22 protein-coding genes and 1 pseudogene are annotated in these 23476 nt (G+C 71.1%); 13 read left to right on the forward strand and 10 right to left on the reverse strand.

Annotated elements, in window-relative coordinates; genetic code table 11:
• Positions 1-42 precede the first annotated feature (42 nt).
• Genes JIG36_RS26495 through JIG36_RS26515 form a run of 5 tightly spaced genes read left to right on the forward strand, consistent with a single transcriptional unit; the run spans position 43 to position 5131 of the window.
• On the forward strand, positions 43-1557 hold the full coding sequence (locus tag JIG36_RS26495; RefSeq protein ID WP_203379115.1) for a pyridoxal phosphate-dependent decarboxylase family protein: 1515 nt from the start codon (positions 43-45) through the stop codon (positions 1555-1557).
• A 9-nt stretch (positions 1558-1566) separates the two neighbouring features.
• Positions 1567-2163, forward strand: coding sequence for an NADH-quinone oxidoreductase subunit B (locus tag JIG36_RS26500; RefSeq protein ID WP_203379116.1), 597 nt, complete (start codon positions 1567-1569; stop codon positions 2161-2163).
• A 10-nt stretch (positions 2164-2173) separates the two neighbouring features.
• Positions 2174-3475, forward strand: coding sequence for a DUF2252 domain-containing protein (locus JIG36_RS26505; RefSeq protein WP_203379117.1), 1302 nt, complete (start codon positions 2174-2176; stop codon positions 3473-3475).
• A gap of 25 nt (positions 3476-3500) precedes the next feature.
• Entirely contained in the window at positions 3501-4172 is a 672-nt protein-coding gene (locus tag JIG36_RS26510) for an NADH-quinone oxidoreductase subunit C (RefSeq protein WP_203379118.1), read from the forward strand.
• Positions 4172-5131, forward strand: coding sequence for a complex I subunit 1/NuoH family protein (locus JIG36_RS26515; protein ID WP_203379119.1), 960 nt, complete (start codon positions 4172-4174; stop codon positions 5129-5131). The genes JIG36_RS26510 and JIG36_RS26515 overlap by 1 nt, the downstream gene beginning before the upstream one ends.
• Here JIG36_RS26515 and JIG36_RS26520 read toward each other — a convergent pair.
• On the reverse strand, positions 5124-5531 hold the full coding sequence (locus tag JIG36_RS26520; RefSeq protein ID WP_203379120.1) for a hypothetical protein: 408 nt from the start codon (positions 5529-5531) through the stop codon (positions 5124-5126). The genes JIG36_RS26515 and JIG36_RS26520 overlap by 8 nt on opposite strands.
• A 306-nt stretch (positions 5532-5837) precedes the next feature.
• Positions 5838-6413 carry a Uma2 family endonuclease gene (locus tag JIG36_RS26525; RefSeq protein WP_203379121.1) on the reverse strand — a complete coding sequence of 192 codons (576 nt, stop codon included), beginning with the start codon at positions 6411-6413 and terminating at the stop codon, positions 5838-5840.
• 105 nt (positions 6414-6518) lie between these two features.
• On the opposite strand from JIG36_RS26525, the gene JIG36_RS26530 reads away from it, so the two are divergent.
• The 6 genes and pseudogenes from JIG36_RS26530 (at position 6519) to JIG36_RS26555 (ending at position 13475) form a co-directional block, all read left to right on the forward strand.
• Complete coding sequence (locus JIG36_RS26530) at positions 6519-7232, forward strand: NuoI/complex I 23 kDa subunit family protein (RefSeq protein WP_307872925.1); 714 nt, start codon at positions 6519-6521, stop codon at positions 7230-7232.
• Positions 7229-7744, forward strand: a pseudogene (locus tag JIG36_RS26535) (NADH-quinone oxidoreductase subunit J family protein); the annotation flags it as partial. The gene JIG36_RS26530 and the pseudogene JIG36_RS26535, both read left to right, overlap by 4 nt.
• Positions 7745-8211: 467 nt before the next feature.
• The gene (gene nuoK, locus JIG36_RS26540; protein WP_203379122.1) at positions 8212-8598 is read left to right on the forward strand and encodes an NADH-quinone oxidoreductase subunit NuoK; all 387 of its coding nucleotides are present in this window, start codon (positions 8212-8214) and stop codon (positions 8596-8598) included.
• Positions 8595-10481, forward strand: coding sequence for an NADH-quinone oxidoreductase subunit 5 family protein (locus JIG36_RS26545; protein WP_203379123.1), 1887 nt, complete (start codon positions 8595-8597; stop codon positions 10479-10481). The genes nuoK and JIG36_RS26545 overlap by 4 nt, the downstream gene beginning before the upstream one ends.
• A 37-nt stretch (positions 10482-10518) precedes the next feature.
• Positions 10519-12015, forward strand: coding sequence for a complex I subunit 4 family protein (locus JIG36_RS26550; RefSeq protein WP_203379124.1), 1497 nt, complete (start codon positions 10519-10521; stop codon positions 12013-12015).
• Positions 12012-13475, forward strand: coding sequence for an NADH-quinone oxidoreductase subunit N (locus JIG36_RS26555; protein ID WP_203379125.1), 1464 nt, complete (start codon positions 12012-12014; stop codon positions 13473-13475). The genes JIG36_RS26550 and JIG36_RS26555 overlap by 4 nt, the downstream gene beginning before the upstream one ends.
• Here the strand turns inward: JIG36_RS26555 and JIG36_RS26560 are convergent.
• Genes JIG36_RS26560 through JIG36_RS26575 form a run of 4 tightly spaced genes read right to left on the reverse strand, consistent with a single transcriptional unit; the run spans position 13452 to position 16868 of the window.
• On the reverse strand, positions 13452-14333 hold the full coding sequence (locus tag JIG36_RS26560; RefSeq protein ID WP_203379126.1) for a PfkB family carbohydrate kinase: 882 nt from the start codon (positions 14331-14333) through the stop codon (positions 13452-13454). The genes JIG36_RS26555 and JIG36_RS26560 overlap by 24 nt on opposite strands.
• The gene (locus JIG36_RS26565) at positions 14330-14989 is read right to left on the reverse strand and encodes an MOSC domain-containing protein (RefSeq protein ID WP_203379127.1); all 660 of its coding nucleotides are present in this window, start codon (positions 14987-14989) and stop codon (positions 14330-14332) included. The genes JIG36_RS26560 and JIG36_RS26565 overlap by 4 nt, the downstream gene beginning before the upstream one ends.
• Positions 14986-15831: a GNAT family N-acetyltransferase gene (locus JIG36_RS26570; RefSeq protein ID WP_203379128.1), complete on the reverse strand. Its 846-nt coding sequence runs from the start codon at positions 15829-15831 to the stop codon at positions 14986-14988. The genes JIG36_RS26565 and JIG36_RS26570 overlap by 4 nt, the downstream gene beginning before the upstream one ends.
• Positions 15832-15878: 47 nt before the next feature.
• Positions 15879-16868, reverse strand: coding sequence for an LLM class flavin-dependent oxidoreductase (locus JIG36_RS26575; protein ID WP_203379129.1), 990 nt, complete (start codon positions 16866-16868; stop codon positions 15879-15881).
• Between the two features lie 69 nt (positions 16869-16937).
• Between JIG36_RS26575 and JIG36_RS26580 the strand changes: the two genes are divergently transcribed.
• A complete protein-coding gene (locus JIG36_RS26580; RefSeq protein WP_203379130.1) occupies positions 16938-19103 on the forward strand; it encodes an acyltransferase family protein in 2166 nt (721 codons plus the stop codon).
• A gap of 6 nt (positions 19104-19109) precedes the next feature.
• Here JIG36_RS26580 and JIG36_RS26585 read toward each other — a convergent pair whose 3' ends face one another.
• A complete protein-coding gene (locus tag JIG36_RS26585; protein WP_203379131.1) occupies positions 19110-19565 on the reverse strand; it encodes a DUF1707 SHOCT-like domain-containing protein in 456 nt (151 codons plus the stop codon).
• 77 nt (positions 19566-19642) lie between these two features.
• Between JIG36_RS26585 and JIG36_RS26590 the strand changes: the two genes are divergently transcribed.
• Positions 19643-20293, forward strand: coding sequence for a class I SAM-dependent methyltransferase (locus tag JIG36_RS26590; protein WP_203379132.1), 651 nt, complete (start codon positions 19643-19645; stop codon positions 20291-20293).
• Here JIG36_RS26590 and JIG36_RS26595 read toward each other — a convergent pair.
• The 3 genes from JIG36_RS26595 to JIG36_RS26605 form a co-directional block, all read right to left on the reverse strand.
• Positions 20290-21546 carry an MFS transporter gene (locus JIG36_RS26595; RefSeq protein ID WP_203379133.1) on the reverse strand — a complete coding sequence of 419 codons (1257 nt, stop codon included), beginning with the start codon at positions 21544-21546 and terminating at the stop codon, positions 20290-20292. The two genes, JIG36_RS26590 and JIG36_RS26595, sit on opposite strands and share 4 nt — an antisense overlap.
• 168 nt (positions 21547-21714) lie before the next feature.
• On the reverse strand, positions 21715-22587 hold the full coding sequence (gene htpX / locus JIG36_RS26600) for a zinc metalloprotease HtpX (protein ID WP_203379134.1): 873 nt from the start codon (positions 22585-22587) through the stop codon (positions 21715-21717).
• Positions 22588-22653: 66 nt separating this feature from the next.
• Positions 22654-23469 (reverse strand): alpha/beta fold hydrolase, encoded by an 816-nt coding sequence (locus tag JIG36_RS26605; protein ID WP_203379135.1) that lies wholly within the window; start codon positions 23467-23469, stop codon positions 22654-22656.
• Positions 23470-23476 lie beyond the last annotated feature (7 nt).

Genomic DNA, 23476 nt, shown 5'->3' on the forward strand with positions numbered 1-23476 from the left:
CGGCGGTCCTCCGGGCCCGCGGCCTGGGATAGCGTGATCGGCATGTTGGAGGCGCTGCCCGAGAAGGGCGTTCCGGGGGAGCAGATCCTCGCCGAGCTGCGCGAGTTGCGGGCGGCCGACCTGCCCACGCACGGCGGCCGGCTGTTCGCCTATGTCTACGACCCGGCGCTCGACGGCCTCGACGAACTGGCCCGCCAGGCTCACGCGATCTCGGCACACGTCAACGGCCTCGACCCGACCGCCTTCCCGTCCCTGCTGGCGATGGAAAACGCCCTCGTCGGAGCGGCGGCGCGGCTCCTGGGCGGCGACGAAGAGACCAGAGGCAGCGTCACCAGCGGCGGCACCGAGTCGCTGATCCTGGCAGTCAAGGCCGCCCGCGACTCCCGCCCCGAGCTCGCCACCCCGCGCCTGGTGATCCCGTCGACCGCCCACGCCGCCTTCGCCAAGGCCGCCCACTATCTGCGGGTCGCGCTCGACGTCGTCCCGGTGGGCGACGATCTGCGTGCCGATCCGGCCGCGACGAGGGCCGCGATCACCGCCGACACCGTGCTGGTCGCCGCGTCCGCCCCCTCGTACGCCCACGGGGTCGTCGACCCGATCCCCGAGCTCGCCGCGATCGCCGCCGAGCGGGGCGTGCGGTTCCATGTGGACGCGTGTTTCGGCGGCTGGGTGCTGCCCTACCTGCGACGCCTCGGCGCCGACCTGCCCGCGTTCGACTTCGGCGTCCCCGGCGTCACGAGCATCTCGGTCGACCTGCACAAATACGCGTACGCGCCGAAGGGCGTCTCGCTCTTGCTGCACCGCGACGAGGCTCTGCGCCGGCCGCAGTATTTCGCGTACGCAGGCTGGCCGGGCTACACGATGATCAACCCGGTCATCTCGTCCACCCGCTCAGGCGGCCCGATCGCGGCCGCCGTGGCCACCCTGCGCCACATCGGCGACGCCGGCTACCTCGAGCTGGCCCAGCAGACCCGCGCCGCGGTCGCGACCCTGGCCGAGGCGGTGCGGCAGACCGACGGCGTGCGGCTGTTCGCCCCGCCCGAGACCACCGTCGTGTGCCTGTCCACAAGCAGGCACGCGCGCGACGGTTTCGAGGCGGGCGACGACTCCACGAGCAGGGCCGCAGGCGACGGTTTCGAGGCGGGCGTCGACCTGTTTGTGCTGGCCGACGAGCTTGCCGCGCGGGGGTGGCATACGCAGCCCCAGATGGCGTACGGGGAAATGCCCGCGACCATCCATCTCACCGTGACCGCCGCTGTGGCTGCGACCGTCGGCGAGTTCGCGCTCGACCTGGCCGACGCCGTGGCCGCCGCTCGGGCGAAGGGCCCGGCCGACCTGCCCGCGCCCCTGCTCGAGGCGGCCGCGGCGCTGACACCCGAGATGGTCACGCCCGAGCTGATCGCCGGCCTGGCCGACGGCCTGGGGCTGGGTGGCGGCGACTTCACCCGCATGGCCGCGGTGAACTCGCTGCTCAATGTCGCCCCGCCGCCCCTGCGCGAGGCGCTGCTCACCGGCTTCCTGAGCCTGCTCCAGCGCCCCGCCCCGCCGACGGAGTAGGTTGACGTCGTGGCCGGTCTGCCAGGAGTGCTCGGGGAACCCATTCGGTTCGTGCTGAACTGGGGGCGGCGTTACTCGCTCTGGGTGTTCAACTTCGGGCTCGCGTGCTGCGCGATCGAGTTCATTGCGTCGAGCATGAGCCGGCACGACTTCATGCGCATGGGTGTCATCCCGTTCGCCCACGGTCCGCGCCAGGCCGACCTCATGGTCGTCTCGGGCACGGTCACCGACAAGATGGCTCCGGCGATCAAGCGGCTCTACGACCAGATGCCCGAGCCGAAATACGTGATCTCGTTCGGCTCGTGTGCGAACTGCGGCGGCCCCTACTGGGATTCGTACTCGGTAACTAAGGGCGTCGACCAGATCATTCCGGTCGACGTCTACGTCCCGGGCTGCCCGCCTCGGCCCGAGGCGCTGCTGCACGGCATCCTCCGCCTCCAGGAGAAGATCGCCGCCGAGCAGGCCGGGCCGGGGGGCGTGCCGCGGCCCGACCCGCTGGCCGCGCAGACCGCCGGGGCCGCGCAAACCGCCGGCGCCGCGAAGACCGCCGAGGCGGCGGCATTGACTGCCCCGATGGTGGCTCCGCCACGTGCAAGTGGGGACTAGTCTCCGCACTATGACGGATCAGTCTCGCGCGGACTTCATCATCGACGTTCTGACCAGGGAATTCGGCGAGTTGATCGCCATCGATCCGGCCGCCTTCCGGCGCAAGTTCCGCAAGATGGCTGCCTCGCCGTTCGCGTTCTACCGGGGCAGTGCCTCGCTCTTCTATGCCGACCTGTCCGCGGGGTACGCCGACACCAGCTTCCTCGACGACCGTACGAGCCGGGTCTGGATCCACGGCGACCTGCACGCCGAGAACTTCGGCACCTACATGAACGCCTCCGGCCACCTCGTCTTCAACGTCAACGACTTCGACGAGGCGTACGTGGGACCCTTCTCCTGGGATCTCAAGCGCTTCGCCGCGAGCGTCGCCCTGATCGGTTACTCCAAGGCTCTCTCCGACGAGCACATCACCGCGCTGGTCACCGGGTTCGCCCGTTCCTACCTGACCGAGCTGCGCGCCATCGCTCAGGGCGGCGACGACGCGATCGGCTCGATCACCCTCGAGAACGCGGACGGGGCGCTGCGCCGCGTGCTGCAGGACGCCCGTCTCAGCACCCGCATCGACCTGCTCGACTCGCAGACCACGATCGACGACTACGAGCGCCGGTTCGCGCTGGCCGACGGCGTCTACGAGGTCGACGAGCCCACCGTCAGCGCCGTCCGCGAGGCGTTCGAGCGCTACCTTCCGACACTGCCCAAGGCGACCCGCCCGGTGTCGACCAACATCAAGGACATCAAGCTGCGCAAGGGTGTCGGCATCGGATCGGCCGGCCTGCCCTCGTACAACCTTCTGCTCGAGGGGCACACCGAGGCGCTGGAGAACGACGTCGTCATCTACATGAAGCAGGCGCAGGTCCCGGCCGTCGCCCGCTGGATCGACGACGAGCGGGTGCGGTCCTATTTCCAGCACCAGGGCCACCGTACGGCCGAGTCGCAGCACGCGTTGCAGGCCCACGCCGACCCGTGGGTGGGCTACACGACGCTCAACGGTGTGGGTCAGCTCGTCGCCGAGGTCTCCCCGTACGCGGCCGACCTCGACTGGGCCGACGTCAACGAGCCCGAGGAGCTGGCCGGTGTCATCGCCGACCTGGGCCGGGCCGTCGCCCGCATGCACTCCGTGGCCGACGACGAGTCCAGCCACGACCTGGTCGACTTCTCCACCGAGGAGGCGATCGTCGCCGAGATCGACAAGGACGAGGCCGGCTTCGTACGGCACCTGGTCGAGTTCGCCCACCGCTATGGCGACCAGGCCCGCGAGGACCACCAGGACTTCGTCGACGTCTTCCGGAACGGCCGCCTGCCCGGGCTGTGACCGCCGCAACTCATAGGATGACCCCATGACGCCTGAAGAGGTCGGCGAGCGCCTGGTCGCGCTGCTGGCGGACGACTCGCCGGACGCGCCGCCGGGCGAGATCGTCGCCGGCCTCTCGGGCGGCGGCCCCGGCCACGAGCGCGCCGTCGTCGACGTGCCGGTCGCCCGCTGGTGGGAGACGGTGGGCACGGCGAAGCACAACGGCGCCCTCGGCTGCGACTTCTTCGACTGGTTGTCGGCCGTGGACGAGCAGGACGACGGCTTCCGGGTCGTCGCTCACCTGTGGTCGACCCGCCGCCGCCACTCCCTGCTGCTGCGCACGCTCGTGCCCCGTGACAACCCGGTCGTCGAGTCGGTGATCGAGCTCTTCCCGGGCGCCGCGTGGCACGAGCGGGAGACGTACGAGATGTTCGGCATCACCTTCGCCCGGCATCCCGACCTGCGTCCCCTGCTGCTGCCGCCCGGCTTCGAGGGGCATCCGTTGCGCAAGGAGTTCGTGCTGGCGTCCCGGGTCGCCAAGTCGTGGCCGGGCGCCAAGGAGCCGGGGGAGTCGGAGGCCGGCACCGCCAAGCGCGCCCCGATGCGCCCGCCCGGCGTCCCCGACCCGAACGAGTGGGGCCCCCGAGCCGGCCAGGCTCCACCCGCGCCGGAGCGACCGGCCCGCCCCGCGCGCCGCCCCGCCCGGGACGCCGACTGATGCCGATCTGGCTCGATCTCATCGTCCGGGTGGTCGCGGTCGTGGTCGCCTTCCTCGTGCTGCCGCTGGTCGTCGGCCAGGCCGAGCACAAGGTCATGGCCCACATGCAGGGCCGACTCGGTCCGATGTACGCGGGTGCCTACCACGGCTGGGCCCAGCTGGTCGCCGACGGCGTGAAGTTCGTCCAGAAAGAGGACGTCGCTCCCGGCGAGGCCGATCGGCGGGTCTTCCGGCTCGCCCCGATCGTCGCCCTGTTCCCGTACCTCCTGGTCCTGCTCGCCATCCCGCTCGGTCCGAACGGTCTGGTCGCCCAGGCGCTCGACGTCGGCCTGTTCTTCGTCCTGGCCGTGCTGGGCGTCGGTGTGCTCGCCGTGCTGATGTCCGCGTGGGCCTCGGCCAACAAATACAGCCTGCTCGGCGGTCTGCGCGGCGCCGCCCAGCTGCTCGGCTACGAGCTTCCGCTGGTGCTGGCCGCAGCCAGCGTCGCAATGGCCGCCGGCACGCTCAGCCTGCCCGGCATCGTCGAGGCGTGGCGCCCGTGGTGGCTGCTGTGGCAGGCCCCCGCCGCGATCGTCTTCTTCGTCGCCGGGCTGGCCGAGATCCGCCGCCCGCCGTTCGACATGCCGATCGCCGATTCCGAACTGGTCTTCGGCTACATGACCGAGTACACCGGCCTGCGTTTCGCGTTCTTCCTGCTCGCCGAATACGTCGGCATCATCGTGATCGCCGCCCTGACCACCGTGCTGTTCCTGGGCGGCTGGCACGGACCGTTCGCCGACCAGCTCGGCTGGTTGTGGACCCTGGTCAAGGTCTTCGCCGTCTCGTTCGTGATCATCTGGTTCCGCGTGACCTACCCGCGCCTGCGCGAGGACCAGCTGCAGCGTCTCTGCTGGCTGGTCCTCGTGCCGGTGGCGCTGGGTCAGCTCGTGCTGACCACGGTGGTCAAGGTGCTCACGTGAGCAGCGTGACCGAGTAGTTCAGGGTCGTTCCACTGGCCGTGTAGGTCGCCGTCTGCCCGTTCGCGCAGTACGACACGAACACGTTGCCCGGCACGGTGTTGCCGGCCTGGGCGTGCACCAGCGGGCGCACGTCGACGCCCTCGGCGAACGGCGTCGAGGCGAGGTCGACGATCCGCCACTGGTTGATCGGGTAGTCGTCGGTCGGGGCCGACAGCTGCCCATCACGCGTAGTGAGCTGGAAGTTCATCACGAACCCACCGTTGTTGACGACACTCACCTTCTGCACACAGGGTGTCGCCAGAGTTTCCGGCTCCGCAGCTGCCGCGGGCGCCGCCAGCGCCCCGACCAGTCCGGCCGATCCCACGAGGGCCAAGGCCATCCGTCCGGTCCTGCTCGTCATTCTCAGATCTCCGTTCGCTCGGATGAAGCGGTCACGCAGCCATTAACCGGACACCCGGGCATTAAACAGATGATCTTCTATATTAATCACTTTTACTGTTATCCAGTCTCAAGATCACAATCCGACCCATTCCGTACGGCGCCCCGAGTCTCGAAAAACAGCAGGTCAGCCCTCCGCCTTCGGCGGCTGCCGCGCGCGACCGAGGCGAAACGAACGGCCGTAGCGCGCGACCGGGATGTTCCCGGTGGCCGGGCACGACGCGTTCCGCCCCGACCACGCGCAGCGGTCTGTGCGGCGGCCGCGGTGTCAGAGGTTGCGAGGACGGATGGTGCTCAGCGGGATCTCGACCGGCCAGGGCCGGTCGAGGCGGATCGTGTCGTCACCGCGGAAGATGCCGATCGGCTCGTAGGTCCGCGTCTCCGTGTCGAGCTCGTACGCCGTGACGGTGAGGCCGTCGCTGGTTTTGATCAACCAGTAGAACGGGATGCCGGCCAAGGCGTAGTACTTCGGCTTTTTCACCTGATCGGTGCTTCGTGTGCTCGGGGAAACGATCTCCACGGCCAGGACGACATCTCGTGCCGCGAACTTGTGCGACCCCGACCTGGCGGCCTCGAAGTTGACCGCCAGCAGATCGGGAATGTGGGTCCGGTCGGGGCCGAGTATCACGTCGTTGGCCAGGGTGACGAAGAGGTGTTCAGGGCAGGACGCGTCCAGAACAGCGAACAGGCGTCCGGAAAGTGCCTGATGGATGATCGAGGGGGAGGGGGTCACGTGGAGTTCTCCGTCGTAGATTTCGCGACGAATACCGTCCTCGGGCGTGCGGTCAAGATCCGCAGCAGTCCACACGCCGTGAGGCGGCATGTCGCTGGTAGCAGCGGTCATGCGATGCCTCCTAGGCGCGGATTTCTGACCCCGCAATCAGGCTACCGGAAGATCTGATGGGGGTGTGCTCGCATCAAATGGGGCGACGGGGCAGGATATGCGTTTGTGAGTAACGACGGGGAGCGGAGCACGCCCGGCAAGGGCCTTGTGCAGGGGCTTGCCGTCACCCTCAAGACGATGACCAAGCGGTCGACGACCCAGCAGTACCCCGATGTCGAGCCCGAGCTTCCGCCGCGCAGCCGGGGAGTGATCGCGCTCCTCGAGGAGAACTGCACGGTCTGCATGCTCTGTGCCCGGGAGTGCCCCGACTGGTGCATCTACATCGACTCGCACAAGGAAGAGGTCGTCGTTCCCGGCGCGGCGCGGGCGCGGCAGCGCAACGTGCTCGACCGGTTCGACATCGACTTCTCGCTCTGCATGTACTGCGGCATCTGCATCGAGGTCTGCCCGTTCGACGCGCTGCACTGGACGCCCGAGTTCGAATACGCCGAGACCGACGTCCTCGACCTGCTGCACACGAAGGACCGGCTGGGCGACTGGATGCGTACGGTCCCGCCGCCCCCGGCCCACGACGTGCTCGGCGAGCCCTCCAAGGAGGAGGCCACCGCCGCCCGCAAGGCCGCCGGCCCGGGCGCGGCCACCGCCGCCAAGACAGCCCGCCGTCCCGCCACCACCGCCACGCCCCCGACCAAGGCCGCCGCCCCCGCCGCGTCGCCGCCGGCAAAAGCCGCGCCGCCCGCGAAGGCCACGCCACCCGCGGAAACGACCCCTGAAGCGCCGGGGGGCACCACCCCGGACGGACCGGAGCGGGAGCGGTGACCGTCGCCGACGCGCTGATGCTGGCTCTTGGCGCGATCGCGGTGGGCTCGGGTGCCCTGGTTGTCACCAGCGCCCACCTGGTCCGCTCCGGCTTCTACCTCGTGGTGAGCCTGGGCGCCGTCGCCGGCCTCTACCTCGTGCTCGGCGCCGAACTGGTGGCCTGGGTGCAGATCCTCGTCTATGTCGGCGCCGTGGTCGTGCTGCTGCTCTTCGCCGTCATGCTGACCCGCGCACCCATCGGGCCGTCGAAGGATCTCGACCGCCCGGCCCTCCCGGCCGCACTGATCGGGGGCGGTGTCGGGCTCGGCCTCACCGTGCTGCTGGTCGACGCGTTCCGCTGGACCGAGTACGAACTGCCCCCGCCCGGCACCGGCGCCCGCGTGGGGGAGCAGATCTTCGGCGCCTGGGTGCTGCCGTTCGAGGTGCTGTCGATCCTGCTGCTGGCCGCCCTGGTCGGCGCGATCGTGCTGTCCCGCCCGGACATCGGCGCCCGCCCCGACCCGAACGCCGGCGCCGTGCCGGTCACCCCGGGCCCGGTCGGGGAGTCGCCCGAGGTGGTCGCCCGTCTGGAGCGGATCGCCGCCCGTCAGGCCGCGGCCCAGACCCGCCTCCGAGCCCAGCGCGCCGCCGAACGCGCGGCCGAGGAGGGCGAAGAGGGCGAGCTGGTCGACGAGAACAGCCCGAGGCGCGAGCCCACCCGCGAGGATCTGCTCAAGGACCAGGCCCACGACGTCGTCTTCCGGGCTCACGAGGCTCGCCCCAAGCTGGGCGAGACGGATAAATCCGAAATGTTCGTGGAGGGGGAGGTGGTGGGAGAAGAGGTGGAGGTGGTCGAGCAGCGAGCGATCGAAGGCGCCCGCCCCGCCGCGCCCCGACGCCCCGCCCTGCCGACCAACGCCGGCAACGAGCACCCCCGGGCCGGCGAAGGCAGAGAACTGCCCAGCGGCCAGGACCCGAAGCGGGAAGGCGAGTGGACCTGATGCACGCCGTGATCCCGTACGTCGTAGCCGCTCTGCTCTTCGCTCTGGGTGTCTACGGAGTCCTCCGGCGACGCAACGCCATCCTCGTCCTGATGGCCGTCGAACTCATGCTCAACGCCGTCAACCTGATCCTCGTGGCGGCCGACAGCACGATCAAGGCCGCCCTCACCGACGTCCAGCCCGAGGCCTGGGCCTACGCCGTCCCCGAGCCGAGAGCGGGCGCCATCTTCGCCCTGTTCGTGATCGTCCTGGCCGCCGCCGAGGTGGGCGTGGGCCTGGCCATCGTCCTGCAGTACTACCGCCTCCGCCGCGCCGTGGTGCTCGATGAAGTGGCGCTGCACGAGCACGACCACGAGCAGGACCAGAACGCGCAGGTGACGAGTTGACCGCCGCCGCGCTGATTCCCGCCGTACCTCTGCTCCTGGGCCTGATCGGTCTGCTGCTGAAACCTGGCGACGACGAGGACCGCCGCCGCCCCGCCGCCATCCTCGGCATCACCGGCGCCGCGATCGCACTGGTAGTGACGCTGGGCTGCCTCATCACCGGCCGTACACAGGAGTGGACAGCACACTGGGTGAGCCTCGGCGACATCCAGCTCACCCTCGGTGTCAGCGCCGGCCACGCCGCCCTCTACATCGCCCTCGCGGTCAGCGTCGTCGCCCTGGCCGTCCAGGTCTATTCGGTCGCCTATCTGCACGACGATCCGCGCTATGCCCCGTACGCGGCCCAGGTCAGCCTCTTCACCGGCGCGATGCTCCTGGTCGTCACGAGCGGCGACCTGATCACCCTGCTGGTCGGCTGGGAGGTGATGGGCGCCTGCTCCTACCTGCTGATCGGTCACGACCGCCGGCTCCCCGAGGCCCCGGCCGCCGCGGTCAAGGCGTTCCTGGTGACCCGGGTCGGCGACGTCGGCTTCCTGCTCGGCGTCGCGATCCTGATCGTCGACGCCCGGACCAGCGAGATCTCCGCCGTGCTGGCCCACCCGCCGCACCCGGCCGCGCTGATCCTGATCCTGGCCGGAGTGGCCGGCAAGAGCGCCCAGTTCCCCCTGCACACCTGGCTGCCCGACGCGATGGCCGGCCCCACCCCGATCTCCGCGCTGATCCACGCGGCCACGATGGTCGCCGCCGGTGTCTATGTGGTCTTCCGGCTCTACCCGCTCTATGATCAGTCGCCGGCCGCCCTCGCGGTCCTCGGCGTCATGGCCGCGATCACGATCCTGCTCGGCGCGCTCAGCGCCACCGCCCAGGACGACCTGAAACGCGTCCTGGCCTGGTCGACGGTCAGTCAGATCGGTTACATGACCGGCGCGCTGGCCGTCGGATCGCCCGCCGCCGCCCTGTTCCACCTGCTGACTCACGCGGCGTTCAAGGCGCTGCTGTTCCTCGCGGCCGGGGCGGTGATCCACGCGGTCGGCACCAACTATCTGTCCCGCATGGGTGGTCTGCGCGAACACATGCCGGTCACGTTCTGGTCGTTCGTGGTCGGTCTGGGCGCGCTGGCCGGGCTGCCTCCGCTGGCCGGTTTCTGGTCGAAGGAGAACGTGCTGACCGCGGCCGCGCACGCCACCGAGGGCGGCGGGGCGACACCGGTCTGGGTGGGCTGGGTCGTCTGGATCGCCGCGCTGTTCGCCGTCGCGGTCACCGCCTGGTACGCCACCCGCCTGCTGCTCCGCGTCTTCTTCGGCATCTCGCGGGCGCACGGCCCCGACGGCCCGGACTGGGAGGTCGGCTTCGACGACGCCCGCTACACCGAGCCCGAGGCGCCGCACGATCCCCCGGCGGCCATGCGCTGGCCGATCCTGTTGCTGGCGGTTCCCTCGGTGCTGCTCGGCCTGGCCGCGTACGCGCCGGGGTTCCGCACCGCCCTCGAACTCGAGGATCCGCACCTCAGCGTCGCCGTCGTCCTGCCGTTGATCCTGCTCGCGGCCGGGGCGACCGCCGCCTGGTGGCTGTGGCGCGAGGTGCCCGGCGTTGATCCGGCGATGGCCCTCGGGCGTGCGCGTCCCCTGCTGGCGTCCGGTTTCCGGCTCGACGAGATGCAAGACCGTTTCCTCGTACGGCCGGTCCGCGCGCTCGCCCGAGCGGTGACCACGGTCGACGAGAAGGTCGTGGACGCGGCCGTCGAGGGCACCGGCCGCACCACGTCGACCGTCGGCGCCGCCCTCGCCTACGCCCACCGCATCCCGCTGCCCGCGGCGGCCGCGGCCGTCCTCGCCGGCGCCCTGCTGCTGGGCACCGTAGCCGTCCTGTTCGGAGCCGCCGCATGAGCACGGCGCTGCACAAAGACCTATCCGGAGCCGCCGCATGAGCGTGGCCCTGATCGCCGTCCTGCTGATCCCCGCGCTCGGCGCGGCCGTCCTCGCGCTCTTCCCGGCCGGGAAGGACCACGCCGCCCGCGTCACCGGCACGATCTTCGCCGCCGCCGCGCTGGTCCCGATCGTCGTGCTGCCCTTCGCCTGCAACGACACCTGGACGTCCTACTCGGTCAACCCTCTGGCCGTACGCCCGTGGGCCGAACTCGACGTCTCCTGGGTTCCCGCCCTGCGCCTCGACTTCCACCTCGGCGTCGACGGTGTGTCGTACCCGCTGGTGGCGCTCACCGGCCTGCTCACCCTGCTCTGTTGCGCGTACACGGTCTGGCGCGTGCCGAGCGGGGGCTCCGGCCGTACGCTGATCGCTCTCTTGCTGGTCCTCGAGACCGGCATCCTGGGCACGTTCCTCGCTCTCGACCTCATTCTGTTCTTCCTCTTCTTCGAGGTCGTCCTGCTTCCCATGTACGCGGTGATCGCGGGCTGGGGCGGCGAGGACCGACGGCGTGCGGCCCGCAAATTCGTGCTCTACACGCTGTTCGGCTCGGTGTTGCTGCTGCTGGGCGTCGTCCTGGTCGCCGTCACCGCGGGCACCGGCGACCTGGTCCAGCTCACCGGCGGCGCCGGCCTGAGCCGATCCACCCAGTACGCGGCGTTCGCCCTGTTCGCCGTCGCGTTCGCGGTCAAGGCCCCGCTCTGGCCGCTGCACACCTGGCTGCCCGACGCGCACACCCAGGCCCCGACGGTCGGTTCGGTGATCCTGGCCGGCGTGCTGCTCAAGATGGGCACGTACGGCCTGATCCGCATCGGTGTCGGCGTGACGCCCCAGGGTGCCGAGTGGGCCGCCCCCGTGCTCGGCATCCTCGCCGCCGCCGCGATCCTGGCCGGCGCGCTGATCTGCCTGCGCCAGACCGAGCTCAAACGCCTGATCGCCTATTCGAGCGTCGGCCACATGGGATTCGTCCTGCTCGGCATCGCGACCCTGACCGCCACCGGCCTGCAGGCGGCGCTGCTCGGCAACGTCGCCCACGGCCTGATCACCGGCCTGCTGTTCTTCCTGGCCGGCGCGATCAAGGACCGGGCGCACACCGGCGAGCTGGCCGACCTGGGTGGCCTGCGCGAGTCGGCGCCCCGGCTGGCCGCCCTGCTCGGCTTCGCCGCCATCGCATCGCTCGGCCTGCCCGGGCTGGCCGGCTTCTGGGGCGAGGCGTTCGCCGTGGTCGCGGCCGTCGAGCGGGGCGGCGGCCTCTGGGTCACGCTGGCCGTGCTGGCCGCGATCGGCGGCGCGCTCACCGCCGCGTACTTCCTGCGTCTGCTCCGCAAGGTCACTCATGGCCCCTCGAAGCAGACCGTGCCCGCCGAGATCTCCGGCGCCGAATGGCTGGCCTGGTCGCCGCTGGCCGCCCTGACCCTGGCCGTCGGCCTGGCGCCGACCCTGGTGCTGGCCGCGACGAGCGCTCCCGTGCGAGCCCTGACGGAGGCGTTCCGATGAAGGCCCAGGCCGTCGACCACATCTCACTGCTTCCCCTGTACGCCGCGGCCGGCACCGCCGTGCTGGTACTCCTGGCCGACCTGCTGGTGGGGCGCCGGGCCGCGGTTCTCGGTGCTCTCGGCGGCGGCGGTCTTGCCACGGCGGTCTGCGCGATCATCACCGGCTCCCGGGCCGGCACGTTCTGTTCCCCGGCCGGCGATGCCTGCTCGTGGGTGCCGAGCCCGCTGGCCGCCACCGCCGCGGTCGTCTTCGCCGCGCTGACGGTCGGCGTGCTGGCGTTGTCGGTTCCGGCGCTGCGACTGGGCACGGCACCGGTCGGGGAGTACTGCTTCCTGCTGGCCGCCTCGATGACCGGCGGCGTCGTGGTCGGTTACGCCGGCGACCTGATCACCCTGATCGTCGGCCTGGAGACCCTGACCCTGCCGCTCTATCTGCTGGTGGGCCTGCGCCGGTTCGCGCCCGGCGAGAAGGTGACCACCTCGGCCGCTTCCGCCTCGGTCACGTTCTTCCTGATCAGCGTCGTCTCCACGGCGATCGCCCTGCTGGGCGCGGCCCTGAACTACGCCGCCACCGGTGCCCTGCACTTCGACCGCCTGATCGACGGCGCCGGCCCGACCGCTCCCGTGGCCCAGGCCGGCGTGGCCCTGCTGGTGATCGGCCTGGCCTTCAAGGTCGCCGCCGTCCCCCTGCACGCCTGGGCCCCACCCACCTATGAGGGCGCCCCGCTGCCGGTGGCCGCCTACCTCTCCACGGCCTCCAAGCTGGGCGGTGTGCTGGCCCTGGCCGCGGTCGTGATCCGCCTCGACGCGGCCGCGCTGACCGCTTTCCTGGCCCTGCTGACCATGACGGTCGGCAACCTGGTGGCGCTGCGTCAGACCCGCATGGTCCGCCTGCTGGCCTGGTCCTCGATCGCCCAGGCGGGCTACATCCTGGCCCCGCTGGCCCTGGCCGCCGACGGCGTGCGGGCCGCCGCCGCGTACGCCGTCTTCTTCGTGATCCTCGAGTTCATCGCCTTCGGCGTGGTCGTGGCCCTGCGCCCACCCGGCACCGACGGCGGCGACATCACGTCCTACCGCGGCGCCGCCCGCCGTTCCCCCTGGCTGGGCGCCGCCCTGGTGCTGGCCCTGGCCGGCCTCGCGGGCCTGCCCCCGGGCCTGGCCGGCCTGTTCGCCAAGGTCACCATCGTCGACGCCCTGATCGACGGCGACCAGACCTGGCTGGCCGTGGTGGTGGCCCTGAACGCGGTGATCGCCCTGGCCTACTACGTCCGCGTGGCCGCGCTGCTCTACAGCACCCCACCACGCGTCGGCATCCCGGTGGCCGACCCCACCCTCCTCGAGGCCGCCACCCACCCCCGCTTCCCGGTGACCCGCCCGGTCGCCGCCGCCCTCATCACCGCCGCCGCGGCCGCCGTCGTCCTGGGCTTCGCCCCCCAGCTACTCTTCGACGCCCTGTCCTGACACCCGGAGGGCGTCGCGGGTGATCGGGTTGACCTCGGTGGCCGGGACCGTGCACGCGTGAGCGCCGGCAACCGCGCCGAACTCGAGGCAGCGCTCGACCGGCTCGCCGTTGAGGTGGCCGAAAAGGAAACCCGCCACGAACGCATCGCCGGCGCCGTTCGAGTCGACGACCGGGGCCGGGGGAAGGGCGGCCGGGAAGCGGCGCACCACGCCGTCCATCAGGGCCCAGCCGCCCTCAGCGCCCGCCGTGGCCACCACGGTCCGGGCGTTCAGCGACCGCATCGCGGCCGGCGGATCGGGCAGGTTGACCGCGGACAGGAAGACGACGTCGGCGCCGTCGGCATAAGCGCGGTGGTACGGGTTCCGGCCGTCCCAGTCGTGCAGGTCGGTCGAGATCGTCAGGCCGGCCGCGCGCAACGCCGGGATCGCCGCGTCGCACGGCGCTGTGATGCAGACGTGGGCGTGCCGCGCACCCGCCGCCAGCGAAGCGACCAGATCGGCCGGGAACGGCGTCACCCTGGCGGAACGGCTCGTGTCGTAGAGCGACAACCGCCGCCCGTCCGGGCCGACCAGGTTGACTGACCGCTTGGTCCCGGCCGGGGTCGTGACCGCCACGAACGGCACACCGGCCCGCTCGTGCAGATCGCGGACCAGCTGCCCCTCGACGTCGTCGCCGATCACGTCGAGGTGGGTGACCGGCACCCCCAGCGCGTGCAGTCCCAGCGCCACGAAGTCACCGGTCTGAGCCGCCCGCGTGTGCACCGACGGCACGTGGACCGAGTCGCCCGACGGCAGAGGCAGTGACGGCACGTACGCCACGTGGTCGACCCCGGCGCCGCCCAGCACCAGGACTGTCACAGGCGGCGCTCGATCTCGGACCGCAGGCCGGCCGGCAGCGCCTCCGCCTCGAGCAGGCGGGCCAGTTCCTCGGAGCGGTGCATGTAGATGTCGAAGGCCTCCGACACCCCGATGCTGCGCGCCGGGCGGTGCACGATCGTGATGCCGTCGCCGGCGCGGAGCGGGCCGGGGGTGATCACGCGCAGGTAGGTGCCGGTGCGGGCCTCGCGCGCGAAGCGCTTCAGCCACTGCTTCTCACCCATCTTGGCCTGGAACGTCGAGCACGGGATGCGACCGAACGACGGCTGCAGTTCCAGCGTGTCGCCGACCCGCCAGACCTCGCCGATCTGCGTCTCGTTCAGGTCGAGGCCGACCGTGGTCATGTTCTCGCCGAACATGCCGGCGGGCAGCGACCGGCCCAGGGACGCCTCCCACCAGTCGTAGTCCTCGCGCGAGTACGCGTAGACCGCCTGGTCGTCGCCGCCGTGGTTCTTGATGTCGCCGATCGGGTCGCCCACCACGCCGCTGTGCAGGCCGGTCGTCTTCGGGCCGGGCGCGCGCACGTCGACCGCGTGCTCGACCGGCAGCTTGTCGATGCCGGTCATGCCGCCGCTGCGCTTGGCCGGGTTGGGCCGGGCGACGCCGACGTTCACCGAGAGCACCTTGCCGTCTGTCATGCCGTGAACTCCACGATCACTCGATCTTCGACCGGGCGGTAGCCCAGCCGCTGATACAAAGCATTACTGGTCGGGTTGGCCAGATCTGTGTTGAGCACAACATCGCGTGCCCCGGAGTCGAGCGCGGCCTGGGTCGCGACCACGGTCACCGCCCCGCCGTAACCCCGCCCACGGCGTACCGGCGGCGTGTAGACGATCTGAACCCGAACCATGCCCGCCTCGGGTTGCGAGCACATCGCCATCGCCACCGGCTGACCTCCGTCCTCCCAGAGCAGCACACCGCCGTACGCCACCCGGTCGTCGACGGCCGCGGCCGGGTCGGCGGGCCGCCGCTCACCGATCTCGTCGTGGAAGGCGAGCAGCCAGCCCTGGACGAGTCCGCTGTCTTCGGGCCTGGCGAAGCGGGCGTGCCCGGACGGCGGTTCCGGCGGGAAGATCAGGGACCCGAGCCGGTAGAGCCGGGTGCGCCGGACGATGTGGGTGCGCACCCCGGCCCGTCGCCGCCAGCCGGAGGCGAACCCGTCCACGGCGTCGGCCGGCAGGTTCGCCCCGGGCAGCGCATGCCCCTCCAGCGCCAGCACGGCGGCCGGCACGGCCCGGGGCGGCAGCTCGCTGAACATCACCGGGTGGGGCGGCGTCTGCACCAGCACCCCGGCGACCTGACCGGCGGGCGTGCTCCACCAGCCGAGGACCGGAGCTTTCGGCCCGTACGCGTAGGGGCCGCGTCTCTGGAGCGTCCCGACAACCGTCAGCAGGACGGTGTGCTCGATCGGGCGGGAGCGCAGGAAGTCGCCCGCGGTGGCGGCGAAGGTCTCGACGTCGTCGGTCAGCTGCCAGCTCATAGAGCGATCATGTCGTCGCGGTGAGTGAAACCGCGACCCCGTGCTGCCTAAAGCCCCCAAGCTTTCGCGATTCGGGCAAGAGTGTCCTGCCTGGTCGCAGGGTCATAAACCGTCCCGGCCAGCATCAGTTCCTGCGCGCCCGTGCGCGCGACCAGATCGTCGAGCGCCGCCACGACCTCGTCGGCCGTCCCGGCGTACTGCGTGCCGGGCAGGGCGGGGTCGAGGTCGACGTGTTCGGGCGCGACGATCGGCCCGAGGCGACCGGACCGCAGGCTCTGCACCATGACGCGGCTGGGCCCGGCCAGGAACTGGGCCTCGGAAGTCGTGTCGGCCGCGATCACCGAGGCACTGACCATCGCGTACGGCTGAGGGAAGCGCGGCGACGGCTGGAAACCGCTCCGGTAGAGGTCCAGGGCGTGATCCACGTCGGAGGTCGCCGCGAAGTGATATGCGTAACAGAAAGGAAGTCCGAGGGCGGCGGCAACCTGGGCCCCGTAGGTCGAGGAACCGAGCATCCAGATCTCCGGATAGCTCTCGGTGACGGGCGTGGCGCGCAGCCGGGCGGCCGGGCCGGCGTCGATCCGGTCGTCGCCGAGGAGTGCCAGCACCGTCCGCAGATGGTCGGGAAACTGCTCGACCGTGAGATAGGGCGACACACCTCGCAAAGCGGCCGCCGTGGCCTGATCAGTTCCGGGCGCGCGACCGATGCCGAGGTCGATACGTCCCGGATGCAGCGCTTCGAGAATGGCGAACTGCTCGGCGACCACGAACGGCATGTGATTGGGCAGCATCACGCCACCCGATCCGACCCGGATCGTTCTGGTTTGTGCGGCCACGGAAGCCATCAGGACGGGAGGCGTCGTCGAAGCTACGGCAGGCATGTTGTGGTGCTCTGCTACCCAGAACCTTCGGTATCCGAGCTCGTCGGCGGTGCGTGCGATCGCGATCGTGCCGCGCAGAGCATCGGCGCTCGAGTGCCCTTCACGGACCGTGGCCAGGTCAAGAACGGACAGTGGAACACGATCGGTCAAGGTCACATTTCGACCCTAGCGCGGACCAGTTCAGGTGGAGCTGGGCCCAGCTGATGAGTATCTTGTGCGGCGACCATGAATTATTCAGTCCATACCCCCATCGTCGGCCAGCGGCCTCCGTCCTCGACCGAGGATGGGCAGGGCTCCTCGGCGCCTCCGGCGACCCCGCGTGCCTCGGGGCCGCACATCGGGTTCCGGCCCGACATCGAAGGCCTTCGTGCCATCGCGGTCGTCCTCGTGGTGCTCAGCCACGCCGGGATCAGCACCTTCGCCGGCGGTTATGTCGGTGTGGACGTCTTCTTCGTGATCTCCGGCTTCCTGATCACGACGCTGCTGCTCAAGGAGCTCGGTAAGACCGGCACGATCTCGCTGCCCGGCTTCTATGCCCGGCGCGCGATCCGCCTGCTGCCGGTCTCGACCGTGGTGGTCGTCGCCACCGTGGTCGCGGCCTGGCTGTGGCTGCCGGCCACCCGCTTCAAATCGATCTCGCTGGACGCCCTGTTCAGCACGTTCTACGGGATCAACTGGCGGCTCGCGTACGAGGGCACCGACTACCTCAACGCCACCGCCGCGCCCTCTCCGCTGCAGCACCTCTGGTCGCTCGCGGTCGAGGAGCAGTTCTACCTGATCTGGCCGTTGCTGCTGCTCGTCGTCTGGGCCGGGCGCCGGGCCAACCGGCGGGCCCTGTTCGCGCTGAGCGCCCTGGTCGTGGTCTCGCTCGTGGTCAGCATCCAGCAGACCGCCAGTGCCGCGCCGTGGGCCTACTTCGGCTCGCACACCCGCGCCTGGGAGCTGGGCATCGGCGCGCTCGTCGCGGTGGGGGCGGGCTTCCTCCGCCGTACGCCGAAAGCCCTGGCCGCCGTGCTCACCTGGGGCGGCCTGGTCGCGGTGGTCATCGCCGCCGTCACCTACGACGAGTCGACCGCCTTCCCCGGCTACATGGCCCTGCTGCCCGTCCTCGGCACCGCCGCGGTGATCGCCGGTGGCACGAGCGCCGAGGGGTGGGGCGCGGGCCGGCTCATCGGCACCGGCCCGTTCCGGTTCATCGGCAAGCTCTCGTACGGCTGGTACCTGTGGCACTGGCCGGTCCTGATGATCTGGCCGGCCGCGTTCTCGCGCGACCCCAGCATCAAGAGCAACCTGGTCTTCGCGGTCGCCGCGCTCGGCCTGGCCTGGGTCACCTACCACACGGTCGAGAACCCGGTCCGGATGCGGCCCTACCTGCGCGACCGCGCCCGCCGCGGCCTGACCCTGGGCCTGGTCCTGTCGGCCTCGGTGGCCGGCTTCGCGCTGATCATCGGCCAGTTCACGCCGCCGCTGCCGGCCGGCCCGGCCGCCCCCGACACGCAGGCCGAGATCGCGAACGCGGCCGACCCGCAGGCCCGCATGACCGAGCTGATCACCGCCTCGATCGGCGGGGCCAAGCTGCCGAAGAACCTGACGCCGGCCGTGCCCGACGCGGGCGCGCAGAGCCCGCAGATCTACGACGACCAGTGCCACTTCAACTACACGCAGGTCAATCAGAACAAGGAATGCGTGTACGGCGATCCGGCCGGCGCCAAGACCATGTACCTGATCGGCGACTCGCACGCCGCGCACTGGTTCCCGGCCGTCGACGACGTCGCCAAGAGCCAGGGCTGGCGGCTGGTGGCGCTGACCAAGGCGGCCTGCCAGCTGCCGCAGGTGCTCACGTTCAACTCGGCGCTCAAGCGGCCCTACACCGAGTGCATCACCTGGCGTGACCAGATCATCCAGCGGGTCGCCGACGCCAAGCCCGACCTGGTCGTGATGGCCTCCAACGACCTCGACAACGGCGGCATCATCCTCGACAGCGGCGAGACCGTCGAGCGCACCGGGCTCGAGGACGACCCGATCTGGGTGCAGCGCTGGCAGCAGACCTGGGACAAGCTCGACGGCATCCCCAAGGTGCTGCTGCAGGACACGCCGTGGCCGGCCGAGGACGCGCCCGAGTGCGCGGCGGTGAACGCCCGCCGGCTCGCGAAGTGTGACCGGACCGTCACCAAGGCGATCGCCGAGAAGAACCGGCGTCAGCTCGTCGCCGAGGCCGCCCGCGCCGACAAGATCCGCGTGATCGACCCGACGCCGTGGTTCTGCAACGCCACCAAGTGCCCGATCGTGGTCGGCAACGTGCTGGTCTACAAGGACAACAGCCATATGACGCTCGCGTACGCCCACGCGATCGCCCCGCTGCTCAACCGGGCGCTCTTCCCGGCCTCGTAGACGCCGCTAGTGCTGCTGCTGGTGGCGGATGACCTGCACACCCACGGTCACCGCCGCCAGCGCCGCCCCGGGCACGAGCATCCACACCGGCCACGGGTAGATGTCGTCGTTCGCACCGGCCACCACGAGCGCGAAGACGACCAGGTTGACCACGGTCAGCGACGCCCAGATGGTCCACAGCACGAGCATCGCCGTGGGCAGCCTCCGGGCCGCGCGACGGCGCTCGGCGTCGTGCCGGGCGCGCACCTCGCTCGCGCTCAGACCCGGGCGGGGCAGGTCGGTGAGGAGCATCAGCAGCTCCTGGTAGGTCTTCGACGAATACGCCAGCCCGACCCGCTCGTCGTACTCGTGGAGCGTGAGACGGCCCTCGTCGAGCGCCGTCTTCAGCTGGTCGGCGACCTTCTGCCGATCTGCGTCGGCGGCCCGCATCGTCTCGATGTCGGCCCGGACCTGTTTCGCCATCGGACGCTCCTTTACGCACCCCCGTCGATGGGGTCAGGCTATCCGAGCGGCAGGAGCGATCGGCAGGGGGAGAAACCATGAGACTGCGCCTCGAGAACGCCGGCCCGACGGGGTACGACGCGGTGATCGAGCGGAACCGTGCCTCGTACGGCGCGGACGCCGCCGCCCGGCGCGACGCCAGTCCCAAGTCGAGCTGGAAAGTGGACGAGCGGGCCGCGTTCCTCGACCGCCTGCGGGTGGCCGGCGCCCGCACCCTGCTCGAGGTCGGCTCGGGTACCGGCCAGGACAGCGCCTATTTCCAGTCCGAGGACCTGGACGTCACCGCCGTCGACCTGTCGCCCGCCATGGTCGAGAAGACCCGGGCCAAGGGCATCCGGGCCTTCGTACGCGATGTGGTCGCCCTCGGTCTGCCCGAGGGGTCGTTCGACTCGGTCTATTCGCTGAACACGCTCCTGCACGTGCCGAACACCGACCTGGACGCCGCCTTACGGGCCATCCGCGCCGTGCTGGTTCCCGGCGGCCTCTTCTATCTGGGCGTCTTCGGCGGCGACCAGGAGGAGGGCGTGGCCGGCGAGGACCAGCACGTCCCCCCGCGCTTCTTCTCGTTCCGCTCCGACCGCCAGCTGCTGGCCCATGCCGCCGAGGCCTTCGAGATCCTCGACTTCCACGTCTACGACGACCGGGCCGGCATCCGCTTCCAGGCCCTCACCCTCGTGAAAGGGGTCTAGCCGCCCAGGGCCTCCTGCAGGCGGGCGGTGGCCCGGCGGTCGGCGCGGGCGATCGATCCGTGCGGCACGGCCGCCACCAGCGCGGCCACCATCAGCACGACCGCCGCGAAGGCGAAGGCCCAGCCGAGCCCGCCCGGCTGGTCGACGATCGCGCCCGCCACCGCGCCGCCGGCGGCGCTGCCGGCCACCGAGACGGTCACGACCCAGGTGTAGGCCTCGTTCAGCATCGCGGGCGGCGCCAGACGGCCCACCAGGTTGGTCTCCACGGTCAGCGCGGGGGCGATCACCGCGCCGCCCAGCACCAGGGCCGTGCCCAGCCAGACCGGGCTCGGCATGAAGGCCAGCACCAGGAAGCTCAGGGAGACCGCGCCCAGCAGCCACGCGAACTGCCGGGGCAGCTCCATCGCGGGTCGCCGGGTGCCGAACCAGATGCCGCCGATCGCGCTGCCGACACCCCAGATTCCCAGCAGTACGCCGCCCAGGCCGTCCCCGCCGCCGTGCTGGCTCGCGTAGGCCGGGACGATCACCCCGGCCGCCCCGAACCCGATGCCCAGCGCGATCACGCAGACCAGCAGGGCGGGGAAGCCCGACACCTTGAGCGGGCCCAGCCCGCGGGCCGTGTCGTCCGCCTCGTGCCGGTGGTGCTGCCGCATGACCGGCAGCCGCGAGATCCACAGTGTGCCCGCGAACGTGGCCGCCGCCGCGCCCAGCAGCGCCGCACCCGGGCTGGTGACCACCACGAAGGCCGCCACCAGCATCGGGCCCAGCACGAAGACCAGCTCGAACAGCGAGGTCTCGGCCGCGATGGCCGCCCCGCGCAGGTGATGCTGCCCGCCGCCGGGTTCGGTCATGTCCGTCCACGCGCGCCGGATGGCGGCGGTGAGCGGCGGGTAGGTCGCGCCGGCCACGGCCGCGATCACGAAGATCCAGGGCAGCACGCCGGCGCCGCCCCGGCTGGTCAGCACCAGCGTCACCAGCGCGAGCGGGTGCAGCACGGCGGTGGCGGTGAGGATCGGGGAGGGGCCGATGCGGTCGGCCAGCCGGCCCGCGACCGGGCTGAGCGCGGCGCCCGCGAGCGCGTAGACGCCACCGGCCAGGCCGGCCGCGGCGTAGCTGCCGGTCGCCTGCTGCACGAGCAGCAGCAGGGCCAGCGGGGTCATGCCGATCCCGAGGCGGGCCAAGATCCCTACGCTGAGGAGAACCCGCCCGCCCGGCAACTGCCAAACGCTGAGGTACTGACGCAACGCGGTCACTTTCCCGTCCTCCTTCGCTCGATGCGTAACGACCGTTACGGCCTTCGGACCCTAACGCCGGGGCCGCTCGAAACACATCCGCAATATGCGGAGTGGTGTCGGGAAACACAGGGGTGCTCACAGCAAAGGGCCGCCCGAACCGGGCGGCCCTTTCGTACTTCAGTGGGGTCAGCGGGCGTACTGGATGGCGCCGGCCTGCTGGCGCAGGCGGGCGACGCGCTCCTCCATCGGCGGGTGGGTGGAGAACAGCTTCGCGAGGCCGCCGCCCCGGAACGGGTTGGCGATCATCAGGTGCGCGGCGCTGGTGAGCCGGTTGTCGGCCGGCAACGGCAGCCGCTGCGCGCCGTAGTGGATCTTCTCGAGGGCGCTCGCCAGGGCCAGCGGGTCACGGGTCAGCTCGGCGCCGTCCGCGTCGGCCTGGAACTCGCGGTTGCGGCTGATCGCCAGCTGGATGACGCTCGCGGCCAGTGGTCCGAGGATCAGCATGAGCAGCAGGGCGGCCGGGTTGGGGTTGTCCTCGTCGTCCGACCCGCCGAGCGGCAGGAAGATCGCCAGCTGGGCCAGCATCGTGATGATGCCGGCCAGCGCGCCGGCCACGCTCGAGATCAGAATGTCGCGGTTGTACACGTGCGACAGCTCGTGACCGATCACGGCCCGCAGCTCGCGCGGGCTGAGCAGCCGGACGATCCCCTCGGTGACGGCGACCGCCGCGTGCTGCGGGTTACGACCCGTCGCGAACGCGTTGGGCTGCATCGTGGGGGAGACGTAGAGCCGGGGCATCGGCTGCCGCGCGGCCGAGGAGAGCTCGCGCACCATCTGATGGAGCTCGGGGAACTGCGCCTCGCTGCCCGGCTGCGCGCGCATCGCCCGCAGCGCCAGCTTGTCGGAGAAGAAATAGGTGCCGGCGTTCATGGCCAGCGAGATGAGAACCGCGAAGACCAGACCGCCACTGCCGCCGAGCCAATAGCCGGCGCCCAGGATGATGGCGGTCAGCAGACCCAGCAGAGCGGCCGTCTTGAGGCCGTTGTGATGGCTGTGCAACAGGGACTCCTTAGATCGGTGATCCGGTAGGACCACGCATCCATGGAACGTCGCCAACCTGCTGTTTCATCCCCGCGTGGCTGTGAGTTGGCTGGACGACAGCCAGTCGTAGATCTCGCCGTAGACGTCCTGTCCCGGCAGATGCCCGCCGTCATAGACGTGTCCGGCCGCGCCCGGAATGTTCGCCAGCAGCCACTCCGGCTCCGCACCGGGCACCGCGGTGTCGTTCGTCCCCCGCCAGACCCCGACCGGCACCCCGATCGTCCGGACGTCGAAGCCCCACGGCCGCCCGAAGGCGAGCGTGTCGTCGGCCCAGCCGTCGTGGCTCTCGACGAAGGTCGCCCGCAGCCGGGCCATCGCGTCCGGGTCGTCCTTCGCGGGCGGCCCCGCCTGCCCGACCATCTCCGGCCCGCCCGCATCGACCGCCGCCATGACGTGGGCCGTGTTCTCGGCGATCCGCGACCGCACCACGGACTCCTCGCTGACCCCGTCCCGCGGCTTGATCCCGGAGAGCACCGCGCACCGGGTCACCCGATCGCCGAGCAGCGCCGCGCAGGCCAACGCGTGCGGCCCGCCACCCGAGCCGCCGAAGATCCCGAACCTTTCCCATCCGTACGCGTCGGCGAGCTCGCGGACGTCCGACGCGGCATCGGCCACCGTCCGCCCGGGCTGCCGGCTCGACCCGCCGTACCCGGGCCGGTCGTACACGAGCAGGCGGAGCTTGCTGCGTTCCATCGTCGCGATCAGGTCGGGCCGCTTCCACCGGCAGCTCGGCGACCCGCTGTGAAAGATCGCCGGCGTCCCGTCCACCGGCCCATAGAGGCAATAGCGGAGAAGTCGCCCGTCGGCGGTGGTCAGCTCATGGCTTTCCGGCAGCGTCATGGGAAGA

The organism is Paractinoplanes ovalisporus, from assembly GCF_016834655.1.
GTDB classification, from domain to species: domain Bacteria; phylum Actinomycetota; class Actinomycetes; order Mycobacteriales; family Micromonosporaceae; genus Actinoplanes; species Actinoplanes ovalisporus.

Excerpts from the sequence above, each read along its gene's own strand:
- JIG36_RS26495 (WP_203379115.1), top strand. The coding sequence starts at position 43 with ATGTTGGAGGCGCTGCCCGAGAAGGGCGTTCCGGGGGAGCAGATCCTC.
- JIG36_RS26505 (WP_203379117.1), top strand. The coding sequence starts at position 2,174 with ATGACGGATCAGTCTCGCGCGGACTTCATCATCGACGTTCTGACCAGG.
- JIG36_RS26510 (WP_203379118.1), top strand. The coding sequence starts at position 3,501 with ATGACGCCTGAAGAGGTCGGCGAGCGCCTGGTCGCGCTGCTGGCGGAC.
- JIG36_RS26515 (WP_203379119.1), top strand. The coding sequence starts at position 4,172 with ATGCCGATCTGGCTCGATCTCATCGTCCGGGTGGTCGCGGTCGTGGTC.
- JIG36_RS26520 (WP_203379120.1), bottom strand. The coding sequence starts at position 5,531 with ATGACGAGCAGGACCGGACGGATGGCCTTGGCCCTCGTGGGATCGGCC.
- JIG36_RS26525 (WP_203379121.1), bottom strand. The coding sequence starts at position 6,413 with ATGACCGCTGCTACCAGCGACATGCCGCCTCACGGCGTGTGGACTGCT.
- nuoK (WP_203379122.1), top strand. The coding sequence starts at position 8,212 with ATGCACGCCGTGATCCCGTACGTCGTAGCCGCTCTGCTCTTCGCTCTG.
- JIG36_RS26550 (WP_203379124.1), top strand. The coding sequence starts at position 10,519 with ATGAGCGTGGCCCTGATCGCCGTCCTGCTGATCCCCGCGCTCGGCGCG.
- JIG36_RS26555 (WP_203379125.1), top strand. The coding sequence starts at position 12,012 with ATGAAGGCCCAGGCCGTCGACCACATCTCACTGCTTCCCCTGTACGCC.
- JIG36_RS26565 (WP_203379127.1), bottom strand. The coding sequence starts at position 14,989 with ATGACAGACGGCAAGGTGCTCTCGGTGAACGTCGGCGTCGCCCGGCCC.
- JIG36_RS26570 (WP_203379128.1), bottom strand. The coding sequence starts at position 15,831 with ATGAGCTGGCAGCTGACCGACGACGTCGAGACCTTCGCCGCCACCGCG.
- JIG36_RS26580 (WP_203379130.1), top strand. The coding sequence starts at position 16,938 with ATGAATTATTCAGTCCATACCCCCATCGTCGGCCAGCGGCCTCCGTCC.
- JIG36_RS26585 (WP_203379131.1), bottom strand. The coding sequence starts at position 19,565 with ATGGCGAAACAGGTCCGGGCCGACATCGAGACGATGCGGGCCGCCGAC.
- JIG36_RS26590 (WP_203379132.1), top strand. The coding sequence starts at position 19,643 with ATGAGACTGCGCCTCGAGAACGCCGGCCCGACGGGGTACGACGCGGTG.
- JIG36_RS26605 (WP_203379135.1), bottom strand. The coding sequence starts at position 23,469 with ATGACGCTGCCGGAAAGCCATGAGCTGACCACCGCCGACGGGCGACTT.